Genomic DNA, 14,138 nt, shown 5'->3' with positions numbered 1-14,138 from the left:
GCGGGAAGAGGTGGAGTAGGGAGGGCCCGCGGCGAGGGCGCACGAGGGGGAGGCCGCAGCAGCCCACCGGGTAGCGTACGGCGAGGGTACACGGGGGCGGCGTTGAGGACGGGGAAGGGTGGATGTTTTATCGATTACGATCGATAAAACTGTTGCAAGTACTCTTTTTGTCGATTGTAATCGACAAAGCGGGAAGAGCGGGTGTGATGCGCGCCGGGCCGCTTCCTGTCTTCGGACGGGCGGAGCTACGTGTGGTAGACTATGCGCTGCATACGCGGAGGAATGGCCGAGTGGTTGAAGGCGGCAGTCTTGAAAACTGTTGAGCCGCAAGGTTCCGTGGGTTCGAATCCTACTTCCTCCGCCAGCTATCACTCGGGCCGGGCGTTTGCTCGGCCCGTTCGTTGGTGGGGCGCAGGGAAAGAGTTTGCAAGCTCCGTCGACGTACGGCGCTAGCGGAAAGCCCGCACTATCGGTAGTTTCGTGCAGAAAAATGCATGAACCTGTCGATATTGCGGGCTTCGACGGGGAAGAGGAAGCGGGGGTGTAAAGAACGTGCGCCTGAGTGACGATGCGTATATGGAACTGGCCCTTGAACAGGCACGGGAGGCTGCTTCGATGGGCGAGGTACCTATTGGGGCCGTGGTGGTGTACGAGCCGATCGACCCTGGCACGCGCCGTCCCACCGCCGAGGCCCGCGTGATCGCCGCCGCCTGCAACCGTCGCGAAACCGACGCCGACCCGGCGGGCCATGCGGAATTCCTGGCCATGAAAGCTGCCGCCGAATCTTTGGGTGTGTGGCGGCTCACCGGGTGCACCGTGTACGTGACGCTGGAGCCGTGCCTCATGTGCGCGGGGCTCATGCACCAGTCGCGCGTGGACCGCTGCGTGTTCGGCGCTTTCGACCCCAAGGCCGGCGCGCTCGGGTCGCTCTACCAGGTGAACGCCGACGAACGCTTGAACCACAACTTCGCCGTGGAAGGGGGCGTTCGGGAAGGGGAATGTGCGAACCTGCTGCGCGAGTTCTTCGCCGAACGCCGCGCCGCCCGCAAGAAGTAGGACGCAAGCCATCGCAACGCGCCTGCGCATCGGCGAATCTTCGTCGTTCTATTCCTCGTCGGGGGCCGTCTTCTCCACCAGGTCTAGCAGCTCTTGACGGGAATGCACGCCCAGCTTCTGGTAGATATGGCGGATATGGGTGTTCACAGTGTTGCTGGAAAGCCCCAGCTCGTCTTGGATGCGCGGCGTCGACCGACCCCGAGCTACCAGGATGAGCACGTCGGACTCGCGGCCAGACAGCTTGCCCACCCGCGTCAGGCGGCTGCACTTCGCCTCTTGTTCCGCCTGGCTTGCAGCCTCCTCGCGACCCTCCTCCTTCAGCAGCGCAGTTTCGCCTTCGGACGAAGTGAACACGAACAGGTACGTCGCCACGATGGCCACGCCCATTACTACCGACAGGATTCCTGGAAGCGTCGGCGCCGACGCAGCAAGGCTGTTAGCCCATTCCGAAAAGAAGAAGCCCACGAACAGGTCGAGCGACCAGATAATGCGGGTGATCGAGAACAGCAGCACTGGGGCAATGCGGTAGCGCCGGCAGTAGTTGAAGGTTACCAGCATTACGATGATCTTGAAAAAGAACGCACCAAAGTTCGTGATGCCGTAGCCCAGGTCGGAGTGCATATAAGGCATGAATAGGATGGCTATCATGGTAAGTAAAAACGATGCCTTGTACATGAGCTGCACGTTATGCGACCGCTCGGAAATTGCTGCCAGGATAAGTGCCGAGCAAACAATCTTCAGCACCAGCACGATAAGGTTTACGGTGCCGGAGTAGTACACCAAGTCGGTGCTGCCTAGATACTGATTTCGCATGAACTCGTCTACGAAGCTGATGACGAACATGCCGGCGCATAGCTGCACGATGGCGCGCCGTTGGATAGGCTGCACATGGGGGAGATCGTAGTCGAACAGCGAATCCTCGACGGTGGGCTCGGGGCAGCCTGACAGCAAGAAGGCGGAGGCTAGCGGCATAAGGCAGGCCACGGCCATCATGAGCCAGGGGCTGAGCGCCGGCGGCAGCAGCAGGTTGGTCAGCACATACAGAATAACACTCTGAACGGTAACGCTCAGCACGAATCCTGCTAGGTCGTCGGCGCGGCAAAAGGCTCGGTACCAAGCGATGAACAGCCATCCGCCGGCGCATCCGGTCAGCACGGCAGCCAGCACCATGATGGCTAGGGCGACGCCGCCGTTCGCGGAGGAGAAGGGGATGAGCAGCGTCCCCAAACTTGCGCAGACGGCGAACCCGTAGATTAGCTGCTTGCGATTGAGCAGCGCGTCCATCTTGCGAGCAGCAACCACGCCTGGTAGCAGGCTGACGGCGGTAACAAGAAGAGAGAGCTCGTACACGCTGGTCGACTGGTTATCGGGGAACAGCTGCGGCGCGAAGAAGCACAGCGTTAGCCAGCACTGGCACAGCGCCAGCCCTAGCACCATGGATGCGTTCATACGGTCGCGTTTTTTCTGCAAACGGCTCCCCGTCGCAGCTCCCGAAACGGCCTCTTGGGCCCTCTCGAACGTTCCCCGAAGGCGAAAATCCATTCCTTTTCCCTCCCTCATCCCTCACCAGAAACTAGTGAGGCAATTTTCTGACCTCGGCTTTTCCGAAAACGAAAATGCCTGATGAAACGCCAAAAAATGTTTGATGCATAATTTCACAACTTTGCTTCGATGACAAGGGGGCAAACGACGAAGTAAGGTGCAGCCCGTTGGGATGAGAGAGGGGAGGACACCTATGGAACATGATGGAAGCCAGGGGCATGCGGCGGCCGGGGAAGCGTACGGTTTCGCGCCTTGCAGCTGCGCTGGCGAACATGTGGCGGCTACGGTTGAAACAGCCGGGCTGGCCGCAGCTGGCGAAGATGAGAGTGGGGCCCGGATGGCCAGCGCGCGACGCAGCAAGGCGACGAAGTGCTTGATCGTGGCGGCAACGGCAGCTCTTTGCCTGGTGTGTTTCAGCTGCGCGCCGGCACCGAGCGCCCCGGCGAGTAGCGACGAGCCGAAGGGTGCCGACACTGCGGCCGAGGACGCGCCGACTACGCCCGCCGACGCAAGCATGTGGAGCATGGACATCGATTGCGGGGTGTGCCACCAGGACAAGCAGGCGTCCACCGAGGACAGCTCGCTGCGGGCTTGCACGCATGCAACCCAGGCAGGTGCTACCTGCATCACCTGCCACAGCGACGAGTCGACGCTGTCCACGGTGCACCAGGACGCCACTGCCGAAGGTCCCATGCCCAAGAAGCTGAAGAAGACCACGGTGGATGCGCAGGCCTGCCAGGCTTCCGGTTGCCACGACATGAGCGCTGACGAGTTCAAGGCGTTGACCGCCGACGTGACCGAGCTGGTGGACTCTAACGGCACCATGGTGAATCCTCACGAGGTGATGGGACTTACCGCAGGCCATGCGGACATCAAGTGCTCCGACTGCCATAGCGAGCACAAGGCCGACGCAGGCGCTGCGACCACCTGCATCTCGTGCCACCATGCCGGTGTGTACGAGTGCAACACCTGTCACTAGCAGGCAGGAAGCCGCTGGAGGCGAGCCGCTGGCGAGAACAAGCCTTTACATCGCCCGCAGCTGGCGGGTCAAGGAAAGCATTCCAATCGGACTGAGCCGTTTCAATCGGACGCACAGGGCGCCCGGGCGGCTGACCGATTCTGAACCCAAGGAAGGGAAGGGGAAAAATGGAGCAGACGCGTAGGGACTTTCTAAAGGGAGCAGGCATGATGGCGGCTGGCGTTGGGGCGCTGGCCGGCATGGGGGCGCTGGCCGGGTGCGCCACGAACGAGCAGCCGGCCGCCGAGGCGGAAGAGGCCGCTCCCGTCTACGAGACGAAGCACACCTGCGACGTGGTCATCGCCGGTGCCGGTATCGGCGGTTTGGCGGCGGCCGTGAGCGCTGCTGAGGCCGGGGCCAACGTCATTCTGGTCGAGGCGTCAAAGAATGTGGGCGGCACCAGCCGTTTCGCCGCCGGCGCGTTCGGTCCTCGTTTCGGCACCGATTGGGCCGAGGTGAAGAAGAAGGCCGCTATGTCCGACGACGCCCTGGGTCAACTGGTGGTCGACGGATGGGCCCCGTACCTGGAGTGGATCGACGGTCTGGGCTTGACCACCGAGGAGCTGGCCCCGGGCAGCCCCTATGTGTGGATGGGCGGCAAGCGCGATGCGTCCGAGGGTTCGAAGAGCTACACCGACGAGTACCTGCAGCAGTTCGGCCAGATCTTCACCGACAAGGGCGGCACCACGCTGACCGGCACCCGCGCCGTGAAGATTCTCACCGACGAGACCGGTCGTGCCACGGGCATCCGCGTGCAGGACGCCGAGGGCCTCTACGACATTAAGGCCGGCGCGGTCATCCTGGCCACGGGCGGTTGGCAGTGCGACAAGGAGATGTGCACGAAGTACATCGGCCGCCACGCCGACCTGGGCATGGCTCAGTGCGTTCCGTATCTGGACGGCTCGGGCATCAAAATGGGCGTGGAAGTGGGCGGACAGCTGTCCCGTAGCTTCGGCTCGTTCTACGGCCACCCGCAGCCGTGGCCCATGGACTACCTGGGCGGCATCGACACGCCGGAGGGCTACGAGGCGCTGACCGATATCGACGAGGCGCACGTGCTGTACTACGGCACCACCGAGCACTCCATCCAGTGCGTGGGCGTGTACGTGAACGTGAATGGCAAGCGCTTTGTGAACGAGGGCTTGGGCTCTTCGCTGGTGAACCAGGAGGTCATGCAGCAGCCCATGGCTCGCGCCTACCTTATCTTGGACGAGGCCCTGCGCGAGCTCATCCGCCAGACGGCGTTCTTCAACGCAGCTGTGGTCGGCGGCGACCGCATCGACAATATGATCGAGCGCGGCATGACCGTGGTGCAGGCCGATACGCTGGAAGAGCTGGGCGCCAAGATCGTAGCCGAAACTGCCGACGGCGTGGCCTTCAACCCCAGCGCCATGCTTCGGACCATTGCCGAGTACAACGAGGCGGCGAAGGCGGGCACGGCCGACCAGCTGGATTTCCCCCATGTGGGCACGCTCCCGGCGGCTCCTATCGAGACTGGTCCGTTCTACGCGATTCCCGTGGTGGGCGGCATCATGGCTACCTTCGGCGGTCTGAAGATCAATACCGATGCCCAGGTTATCAGCACAGCCGATACTCCCATCGCCGGCCTGTACGCAGTGCCGGGCGCGGCGGGTGGCATCATGAACGGCGACTACTGGTGCGTCATGAGCGGCTACTCCATCATCGGCCGTCTTGCCGGTGCGAACGCCGCCGCCGATGCGGCAAGCCTGCCGAGCGACGAGGCGGCTGCCGAGTAGTTTCGGCTACTGCCTAGTTTCGAAACCTTAAAGGTCGACCGAGAAATGCGCCCCGTGGAGTTTCTGCGGGGCGCTTCGGTTGGAAAACAGCGCATACCGGGCAGGTTCGTGCAGAAAAGCGTGCGAACCTGCCCGGTATGCGCTGCTTCGGCAAGAAAGACGGCGGGCGGGGGCAAGAAAACCCGAAGCTATCGAAATGGTTCGCTATTCGGCCGCTGCGCGCAGTAGGGCGATTTCGGCGGCGTAGCCCTGCAGGCTGTCCTGGGGCGTTTCCAGGTAGAAGGGCAGGTGGCGCAGGGCCGGGTGGCTCACCACGCGGCAGAGGGCCTCGGTGCCGATATGGCCTTCCCCTATGCGGGCGTGGCGGTCTTTGCGGGCGCCTAGAGGGTTCAGGCTGTCGTTTACGTGGATGGCCTTCAGGCGGTTAAGGCCGACCACGCGGTCGAACTCCTCCAGCACGCCGTCCAGGTTGCCGGCGATGTCGTAGCCGCCGTCCCATACATGGCAGGTGTCCAGGCATACGCCCACGTGGTCGGCCAGTTCTACTTGGCTTATGATGGCGGCCAGCTCTTCGAAGCGCCCGCCGATTTCCGAACCCTTGCCGGCCATGGTCTCCAGCAGCAGCGTGGTGGTCAGCTCGGGCCGAAGCACCTGGTTGAGCGCGTCGGCCACCAGCGCGATGCCGGCTTCCGTGCCTTGGCCCACATGGCAGCCGGGGTGCATGTTGTATAGCTGGTTCGGCGTGGCTTCGTCCATGCGGGCCAGGTCGTCGGCAAGGGTCTGCAGCGCGAAGGCGACGGTTTCTGGCTTCGATGACGCGGGGTTGAGCGTGTAGGGCGCGTGGGCCAGGATGCGCGTGATGCCCGCCTCAGCTGCAGCCGCCCGGTAGGCCTCCAGGTCGCGCGGGTCGAGTGCCTTGGCCTTGCCGCCGCGGGGGTTGCGCGTGAAGAACTGGAAGGTGTTTGCGGCGATGGAGGCGGCGTCGCGCGCCATGGCGGCATAGCCCTTAGCAGCGGACAGATGGCATCCGATGGTGATCATAAGCTGGCTCCTTGGGAGAGGGCGTGTGCTTCACGCCTGGGTGGCGAGAGTTAGCGCACAGGGTAGCACAAGGGCTTCCGGTGGCGGCGGACAAGAGGCGGTAGCCGCGGCGTCCGCGCCTTTAGTTCGCCCTCCTTGCCCGCCCCCCTCGCCCTGCGCCGCCGCGCGGTGCTCGAGGCTCCTTGCGCTGCTCGGAGTATTTCCGTGGAGAGAGCTTGCCGCTTGGAAACGAGCTCGGGCTGGCGCGGCGGGCTTCTTTATAATCGTGCCATGAACAGCGGCGAAAACAGAACCCGAAAGCGCGGCCCTGGTGGGGGCGGGCTGGCTGGCGCGTTGTCCGACGTGCGGTCGGGGGCGTCTGCGGCAGGTGGCGTCCGGCGTGCTCGGCGCAACCATGCTGAGTCGGCGGACAGCGGAGGGGCGGTTGTGTCTCGGTTGAGGGCGCGGGCGGGCGGCCTTGCGCGCTCGATGAGGCCGACGAGCTCGTGGGGCTCGGCGTTCAAGACCCTGTGCGGCGCCGGCATGCTGTGGGCGTGGCAGTATGCGACGTTCCTAAGCGCGGCGCTGTTTCTGCCGGGGCAGTCGATTCGTGGGCGCTCGGAGCTTGAGACGGGCTTCTACCTGCTGCAGGCGGCGGCTATGGTGTTCGCCGTTTGCCTGGTTGTCGCCCACTATCGTCGCCCAATTCGTCTTTCAACAGGCCATACGTTTCTCGCTGCGGGCGGTTTGACGCTTTCCACATTGGGGTTGTTCGTGGCGTTGCGCATCCATTCGCTTGCACTTGTGGCCGCGTCCAGCGTGTTTGCCGGCGTATGCACCGTGGTGATGGTTGGCGCGTGGGGCGCGCGGTTCTCGCTGGGTTCGAAAAGCTCGGGCCAGCTGGTGGTCGTTTCGTTTTTGCTTGCTAGCGCAATCTACCTGTCCATGGCGATGATTCCCAACGAGGTGGCTGTGGGCGTGCTGCTGGCGCTTCCCCTGGGTTCGTGGGTATGCTGGATGAGCGACGCCACCGCCCGGCACAGCCTTGCCTCCAACGTGTTTGGTCCCGCCGACGAGTCCGCCGCCCATGCTGACCGGGGCGCGCCGTCCTCCCCCGAGGAGCTGACCGCGGGCACATGGCGACTGCGCGCCATTCCCTGGCGAGCCGTGAGCGTGCTGGTTGCCGCGTCGTTCGTGGGTGCTCTGGTGGCTTCGCTGCTGACCACTATGACCCGGGGCAGCGCGGGCGACATCTTCCACAACGGGGCGTGGGTGGTGGCAATCGTGTGCGTGCTCACCTCGCTGGCGATGCTGCGCGAGCACAACTCCCTCTCGGTGCGAAGCATGTACCATATCATGGTCACGCTAACCGTGTTCGGCTTGTTGGTGCTGCTGGTATTCGGGCGCTTAGGCTTCGTGGTGGGCGGTGCCTTCGCCCAGGGATGCTCGCTGTTCCTGCAGATTATGATTTACGTAATTATGACCAGAAGCACGCAGCGGTTCGATATGGCGCCGCTGTTCTCGTTCAGCGTGGGGCAGGCGGTGGTCGCCGGCGTGGTGTTGGCGGGCTCTCTGGCGGGCCGCGTGGTGTACGAGCTTGCGCGCCAGGAATCGCTGATGCTGCCTCTTACCTGCGGGTTCGGCATTCTGGTGCTGTTCTACATGGTGACGAGCCACGTGGGCCGCAGCGAGGAGCTGTTCCTTTCTCGCACGAAGATGGGCGCCGGCGCGGAGGCGGAGCCCGGCGACGACGAAGCCGACCTGGGGGACGAGATCGACGGAACGACCCGCGAGCCAGCTCCGGCGCTGGTTTCCGCATCTGCCTCCGAGGCGTTTTCGCGCACGGAAGTTTCCGCAGCCCCAGCCGATACGTCCTTGCCCGCGAGCGCACCCCCTGTCGTTGCGCCGGCTTCCGAGGAGCCGGGCGACCCCGAGGTGTTTGAGCGCGACCGGCTCGACCGATTCGCCCAGGCTTACGGCCTGACCACCCGCGAGGCCGAGGTGTTCGCCTACCTGGCCCACGGCCGCAGTCGCCCCTACATCGCCGACGCGCTGTTCGTGACCACCGGTACCGTGAAGACCCACACCACCCATATTTACCGCAAGCTGGAAGTGGGGTCGAAGCAGGAGCTCATCGACCTGTACGAATCGTTCCGCTAGGCGCCCGGGGCGAAGCGGACGCCGCCGATAGAGTTGCGTCCTCCGTGGGAACGTCCGCTTCGCGACGCTACCTTGTGAGCGCCCTGATCTTCCGCCAGGAAACGATGGCCGCCACCGAGCATGCGCAGGCCAGCAACGCGAAGATGCCGCCCACGAGCCCGACCGCCTGCAGGCCCAGGTTCGTTACCACCAGACCGCCGGCTGCGGTGCCGAAGGAGATGCCGATGTTGAACGACGTGGGCTCCACCGACGCCGCCAGGATGAGGGCACCGGGGTGTTTGCGGCGGGCTACGTCCATGAACATGGTGATGCAGGGGATGGAGAACGAGTACATGAGCAGCGCGATGACGAACGTGGCGGCAACCGCAAGCGCCGCATTCGCGCCGGCAAGCCACAGCCCGAACAGTGCGGCGGCAAGCGCAACGAAGATGGGCGGCAGCGCCTTCATGCCGAACCGCAGGTCGATGACGCCCGACAGGATATCGGACACGAAGCAGATGCAGCCGAACACCAGCAGCACACCGCCCGACTGCGCGGCGCTCAGCCCCAGGGTGGTCTCCAGGTAAGGAGCTACGTAGCCGTAGAAGGTGTACACAGCACCGATGCCGAACAGGAAAATCAGCACGCCGAAAATCACAGCGGGCTCTTTCAGCAGTCGCAGCTGGTTGGCGGGGGAGGCAACGCCGTCGGAGCCATGGGCGCTCTTCGGCATGATGAAGCGCAGCAGAATGGCGGTGATCAGCGCGAAGGCGAAAGCGCCCTCCATGGCGATATGCCAGGTCAGGTACTCGGCGATGAATCGGCCAGCGCTTGTGGCCAACACAAGGGCAATGGAAAACGCGGCGTAAACCACGGAGATGCCCATGGATGAGTGCTTCGGCCCCAGCAGGTCGGGCACATAGGTGGTGCCCACGGCCAGCAGCGGTCCGGCCACGGCGCCCATGAGCACGCGCGACGCCAGCAGCAGCTCGAAGCTTTCGGCCACCATGGAAACGAGGTTGCCCACCACGAACACGAACAGATACACCGCCAGCAGCGACGATCTGCGGAACTGGCTGGTGAAGATGGCCAGCAGCGGTGTGGCGATGGCGTAGGAAAGGGCGAACCAGCTGATGAGGTCGCCCACGCGTGCCAGGCTGCAGTCGAAGGCCTCGGCCAGCTCCGGCTCGATGCCGATGACCACGAACTCCGAGCACCCCAGCGAAAAACCCAGCAGCACCAGCAAACCGTAGCAGACGCGCCGCCGAGCAGCCGACAGGTTGGCGTACAGGAAAAGCAGGGGCTCCTTTGAGGGTTCCCCTTTCTGTGCACGAGGTTCGTTCGCGCACTCGGAGGAAGAAGCGGAAGCAGCGGCTTTGCTGCGAATCGTGTCGTCGGTGCGATCGTAAGTTTTGTCGCCGGTCATGAATGTACGCCTTGGTCGGGTCCTTGTTTGCGATCACCCATTCTAGGTCTGCGTCTCGTTTCGCGCAATTGGAGGCAGCCGAGTGGTAGAGACGTTGTTTTGGCGTTGCAAGACTGGCAGCACCGTCGTTTCTGCGGCTCTGGAGTGACGGTACTGCCACTTTTAAGGCCATGGCGGCGGGCCCCCACCGTTTCTGCGGCTCCGGACTGGCAACATTGTCGTTTTCGCGGTACTGGATTGGTAGAATCGTCGCTTATTTTTGGCCGACCTGGGGAAAAGGTTTTGCAAGCGACGATTCTACCAATTAGTATGTCGAAAATGACGTTTCTGCCAAAAGCGGTGCAGGCGGCGCGGGTTGGGGAGGTCGAGGAGACGCGGGCTGAGGGTGGCTGAGGCGGCGCGAGTCGAGTGTGGCCGACGCGGCGCGGGCTGAGGGTGGCTGAGGCGGCGCGGGTTCGCTGGCGTGAGTCAGTTCCGCATCGAAGGGGCATGATGGAATAACCCGCATCTGCGGAAAGGGGCTTTTATGCGCGTGGAATCGCTGTCGTTGTTCTTGAGCGTTGCCCAGCATCGCTCCATTTCGCACGCAGCGCGCCAGCATTTCATTTCGCAGCAAGGGGCCTCATCCATCGTAAAAAGCCTGGAAACCGAGTTGGAAACTCGGCTCTTCGATCGAACGCCCAGCGGGTTGCAGCTGACGGCGGCGGGCAGGGCGGTGGCTCGCGAGGCAGCTGTGGCGCTGAGTGCTTATCGGCGCATGCAGATCGCGGCGGCGCTGGGCAGCGGCAGCCTGGGCGACGAGCCTCTTACGGTGATAGCCAGCCCCTTCGTCGTGAATCGCCTGGACACGTTGTTCCAGGAGTACGAAACGATGGCGGCAGGCAATCGCCCCCGCATCATCGAGCGCAGCCTGTTCGATATCGTGCGGTCCTACGATCGCGACGATGCCGACGTGCTGCATCTGGTGGCCATATCGCCGTTCATGGAACGCATCGCCTACCGGGTGCGCAACGATTTCACTCCGCTGGTGGAGTGCGAACTCATGGTGGCCTGTTCGGCGGACCATCCTTTCGCGAGCAAGAATTTCGTGACGCCGGCGGATTTGGCGGCCACCCCGCTTGCCTGTTATGGCGAGGAATTCCTCGCTCGCTTGGTGGGGCACATGCTGGGTGGGGGTCGTCCCAACGTGCTGCTGCGCACGTCGAACCTGGCCATGATAGGCCGGGCGGTGGCTTCGGGGGAGGCGGTTACGTTCACGGATTCGCTGTCCGCGTTCATGGAGCAGCCCGACCTGCGAACGGCCGCGGTTCCCATTAAGGAGTCGGTTACCTTCAGCCTGGGTGTTTTGGGAACGCCAGCCTCGGGCAGTTCGGCTGAGATGTTCGCTCATTTCCTCGAGCGGTATTTGGCCACGTCGTGCGCCTCCTACATGGAGCGTCGTCCAGGAGAGGGGGCAGCGGATGAAGCTGTGGCGTTATGAGGTGAATCCCAAGCTGTGCCGTTCGTGCGGAAGCTGTCTGAAGGTGTGCGAGGCGGGGGCTATGAGCGAGGACGAGAGCCATAAGGCCGTCATCGACCCCGGGCGCTGCACCGATTGCGGCTGCTGTGTACAGGCGTGCAAACTTCGTGCCATCGTTAAGCGAAAAGGCCTGTTTATCTAGGCATTTACCTACAGTAATTTGTTGTGGGAACGCCGCGGCTTGCTGTTTGCCCGCAGCTCTTCCCCCTTTCACAATGACCCCATGGGCCTGCGCCTTCGCGGACCTGCGCTCTAGGGCAGACGGAGTGCGTCCTTCCGCTCGCAGGCCCAAAGTCAAGTGGGCAACCGACGAGAGGAGGAAGGATGAATTCGCAGATCCCGTTGCCCGACGGGGGGAAGATCGTCAAGACGAACTGCTTCGAATGCCATGCCAAGTGCGGCGTGCTGTGCGAGGTAGACAAGGACGGCACCCTGGTCAGCGTGAAGGGCAACCCGGAGGACCCGCGCAGCCAAGGCCGGTTGTGCGGAAAGGGCCTGTCGGCCACGAAGATTCTCTACGACCCCGAGCGACTTCGTTGGCCGCTGCGCCGCAAGGGGGAGCGCGGTGCGGGGGATTGGGAGCGCATCACCTGGGACGAGGCCCTCGATTGGCTCGTGGACAGAATCCAGACGCTCACCAACGAGTACGGCGCAGAGACCATCGCCTATGGTCAGGGAACTGGTCGCGGCACGAATCAGTGGACGGCTCGCATGGGCAACGCCGGGGGACGGGTGCATCACAGCCAGGCGCCGGGCAACATCTGCCTTGTGCCCATGATGGTGCAGTCCGTCGTGCAGACCGGCGGCTTCAGCATCTTCGACGGCTGCGATTTCGACAACGCCGATTGCATCGTGTTCTGGGGAGCGAACTCGGTATGGACCGAGGCCACGTACTGCTCGGGACAGATAGGGCGTAGTCGGGACCGCGGGGCGAAGCTCATCGTCATCGACCCCTTCTTCGAGCATCCGCTGGCGGCCAAGGCCGATTATTTCGTGGGCGTGCGTCCCGGTTCCGACCCGTATCTGGCCATGGCGTGGCTGAACGTCATCATCGGCGAGGACCTCTACGATCACGAGTTCACGAAGAAGCACACCAACGCGGCCATGCTCCTTATCGAAGGCCCCAACGTTCCGCTGAACGCGCAGCTGCTCGACCCGGAGGGCAATCCGCAGAGTATGCTGGTGTTCGACAAGAACACGGGCACTATGGTGGACATCCATACCCCCGGCGTGGACGAGGACATGGACTACCGCGGCATGGTGAAGCTGGCCGACGGCAGCGAAGCCCCGGTCACCACGGTGTGGAACGCCCTGAAGCTGCTGGTTGAGCCGTGGACGCCGGAGAAGGCGTCGGAGCTGTGCTGGGTGCCCGCCGACGTCATTCGCGATTCGGCACGCACCTACGCCACTGCCCCCTCGGCCACCATCAACGTGTTCCAAGGGGTCGAGGAGCAGACCAATTGCAAGGACACCATCCAGCTGATCCTCATGATCATTGCGCTGTGCGGGAACTTCGAGAAGAAGGGCGGCAATCTGTCCATGCCGTTCTGGACCCAGATGTTCACCCTGTCGGGCCCAAGCCCCGAAAGCGCCACCGAGCTGCGTATGGTCGACGATCGGTCCCCGGGCTACCTCAACGGTTCGGGCAACACCAACATGATCTTCAACGCCATGATCACCGGTGAGCCGTACCCCATCAAGGGATACATCATGGTGCAGGGAAACCCGCTTTCCTGGTCGGAGGACACGAAGTTCGTCCGCAAGGCGCTCATGAGCCTGGATTTGCTGGTGTGCATGGACTATTACATGTCGCCCACCTGCGAGCTGGCTGATCTGGTGTTGCCGTCCACCCACTGGACCGAGCGTGACTACCTGGCCGACGAGGTATGCAGCGAGTGGGTGTTCGCCCAGCAGCGGGCCGTGGACCCCTTGTACGAGCGCCGCAGCGACGTGTGGTTCTGGCGCACGCTGGGCAATCGCCTGAATCCAGAATGGTGGCCTTGGGAAACCGACGAGGAGCTCTTCGACTGGCAGCTGGAGCAGACTCATGCGGGTGTGACCTGGGACGAGCTGAAGGACAACTGGATTCATCACCTGGAGCCCACCCCCTCGCGCAACTATCAGCAGAACGGATTCGCCACGCCCTCGGGCCGCGTGGAGCTGTACTGCGTGGTGAACCTGGTGGCAGGCGGTAGCCCCTTCCCCGGGGCCAACGAGCCGAAGGAGAGCGTGTACTCCACCCCCGAAGTGGCCAAGGACTACCCGCTGACGGCTATCACTGGGCGCCGGTACCCGATTTACTACCATTCGGCCTACCGCGGCATCCCCACGCTGCGCGAGATTGTTCCCGAGCCCCAGGTCATCTTCCATACCTCGGTGGCCAAGGAGCTGGGCATCGAATACGGCGAATGGGTGTGGATCGAATCGCCCACGGGTCGCATCACCATGAAGGCGCGGCCTTCCGACGGCCTGGACCCGCGGGTGTGCGTCATTCCCCACGGCTGGTGGCAAGGGTGCAAGGAGCTGAACCTGCCGGACTATCCCGACGACATGTGCAACGCCAACGTCATCACCGGCTCGCGCGCCTACAGCGACGACTTCATGACGCCGGGCTTGCGCAGCACGCTCTGTCGCATCGTCAAGAAGGAAGGCGGTGAGTAG

At 63.5% G+C, this 14,138-nt stretch carries 10 protein-coding genes and 1 tRNA gene; 8 read left to right on the top strand and 3 right to left on the bottom strand.

Translation table 11 applies throughout. The features are described from left to right. Window positions 1-276 precede the first annotated feature (276 nt). Together NFR41_RS08505 and NFR41_RS08500 are read left to right on the top strand one after the other, a co-directional pair. A tRNA-Ser gene (locus tag NFR41_RS08505) sits at window positions 277-364 on the top strand. A 188-nt stretch (window positions 365-552) separates the two neighbouring features. After that, window positions 553-1,056, top strand: a complete 504-nt coding sequence (locus NFR41_RS08500) for a nucleoside deaminase (protein ID WP_432762703.1) — start codon at window positions 553-555, stop codon at window positions 1,054-1,056. A gap of 48 nt (window positions 1,057-1,104) precedes the next feature. Here NFR41_RS08500 and NFR41_RS08495 read toward each other — a convergent pair whose 3' ends face one another. After that, entirely contained in the window at window positions 1,105-2,505 is a 1,401-nt protein-coding gene (locus tag NFR41_RS08495; protein WP_251231499.1) for a helix-turn-helix transcriptional regulator, read from the bottom strand. Between the two features lie 430 nt (window positions 2,506-2,935). Here NFR41_RS08495 and NFR41_RS08490 point away from each other — a divergent pair, with 430 nt between their 5' ends. Further along, on the top strand, window positions 2,936-3,577 hold the full coding sequence (locus NFR41_RS08490) for a hypothetical protein (RefSeq protein WP_251231498.1): 642 nt from the start codon (window positions 2,936-2,938) through the stop codon (window positions 3,575-3,577). Between the two features lie 206 nt (window positions 3,578-3,783). After that, window positions 3,784-5,373 carry an FAD-dependent oxidoreductase gene (locus NFR41_RS08485; protein WP_251231497.1) on the top strand — a complete coding sequence of 530 codons (1,590 nt, stop codon included), beginning with the start codon at window positions 3,784-3,786 and terminating at the stop codon, window positions 5,371-5,373. A 204-nt stretch (window positions 5,374-5,577) separates the two neighbouring features. Here NFR41_RS08485 and NFR41_RS08480 read toward each other — a convergent pair whose 3' ends face one another. After that, on the bottom strand, window positions 5,578-6,414 hold the full coding sequence (locus tag NFR41_RS08480; RefSeq protein WP_251231496.1) for a deoxyribonuclease IV: 837 nt from the start codon (window positions 6,412-6,414) through the stop codon (window positions 5,578-5,580). Window positions 6,415-6,840: 426 nt separating this feature from the next. Between NFR41_RS08480 and NFR41_RS08475 the strand changes: the two genes are divergently transcribed. Further along, a complete protein-coding gene (locus NFR41_RS08475; protein WP_251231495.1) occupies window positions 6,841-8,553 on the top strand; it encodes a helix-turn-helix transcriptional regulator in 1,713 nt (570 codons plus the stop codon). Between the two features lie 67 nt (window positions 8,554-8,620). Here the strand turns inward: NFR41_RS08475 and NFR41_RS08470 are convergent, their stop codons facing one another. Then, window positions 8,621-9,958: an MFS transporter gene (locus NFR41_RS08470; RefSeq protein ID WP_251231494.1), complete on the bottom strand. Its 1,338-nt coding sequence runs from the start codon at window positions 9,956-9,958 to the stop codon at window positions 8,621-8,623. Between the two features lie 526 nt (window positions 9,959-10,484). Between NFR41_RS08470 and NFR41_RS08465 the strand changes: the two genes are divergently transcribed. From NFR41_RS08465 to NFR41_RS08455, 3 genes are all read left to right on the top strand, one after another. Next, the gene (locus tag NFR41_RS08465; RefSeq protein WP_160303727.1) at window positions 10,485-11,438 is read left to right on the top strand and encodes a LysR family transcriptional regulator; all 954 of its coding nucleotides are present in this window, start codon (window positions 10,485-10,487) and stop codon (window positions 11,436-11,438) included. Beyond that, a complete protein-coding gene (locus NFR41_RS10515) occupies window positions 11,419-11,619 on the top strand; it encodes a 4Fe-4S binding protein (protein ID WP_160213482.1) in 201 nt (66 codons plus the stop codon). Before NFR41_RS08465 ends, NFR41_RS10515 begins: the two co-directional genes overlap by 20 nt. 182 nt (window positions 11,620-11,801) lie before the next feature. Then, on the top strand, window positions 11,802-14,138 hold the full coding sequence (locus tag NFR41_RS08455; RefSeq protein ID WP_251231492.1) for a molybdopterin-containing oxidoreductase family protein: 2,337 nt from the start codon (window positions 11,802-11,804) through the stop codon (window positions 14,136-14,138).

Source organism: Adlercreutzia aquisgranensis (genome assembly GCF_943193145.1).
GTDB lineage: Bacteria > Actinomycetota > Coriobacteriia > Coriobacteriales > Eggerthellaceae > Xiamenia > Xiamenia aquisgranensis.
Note: the sequence above shows the minus strand (reverse complement) of the source record. Positions and strands in the feature narration are given on the sequence as shown.

Excerpts from the sequence above, each read along its gene's own strand:
- NFR41_RS08495 (WP_251231499.1), bottom strand. The coding sequence starts at position 2,505 with ATGAACGCATCCATGGTGCTAGGGCTGGCGCTGTGCCAGTGCTGGCTA.
- NFR41_RS08490 (WP_251231498.1), top strand. The coding sequence starts at position 2,936 with ATGGCCAGCGCGCGACGCAGCAAGGCGACGAAGTGCTTGATCGTGGCG.
- NFR41_RS08485 (WP_251231497.1), top strand. The coding sequence starts at position 3,784 with ATGATGGCGGCTGGCGTTGGGGCGCTGGCCGGCATGGGGGCGCTGGCC.
- NFR41_RS08480 (WP_251231496.1), bottom strand. The coding sequence starts at position 6,414 with ATGATCACCATCGGATGCCATCTGTCCGCTGCTAAGGGCTATGCCGCC.
- NFR41_RS08470 (WP_251231494.1), bottom strand. The coding sequence starts at position 9,958 with ATGACCGGCGACAAAACTTACGATCGCACCGACGACACGATTCGCAGC.
- NFR41_RS08465 (WP_160303727.1), top strand. The coding sequence starts at position 10,485 with ATGCGCGTGGAATCGCTGTCGTTGTTCTTGAGCGTTGCCCAGCATCGC.
- NFR41_RS10515 (WP_160213482.1), top strand. The coding sequence starts at position 11,419 with ATGAAGCTGTGGCGTTATGAGGTGAATCCCAAGCTGTGCCGTTCGTGC.
- NFR41_RS08455 (WP_251231492.1), top strand. The coding sequence starts at position 11,802 with ATGAATTCGCAGATCCCGTTGCCCGACGGGGGGAAGATCGTCAAGACG.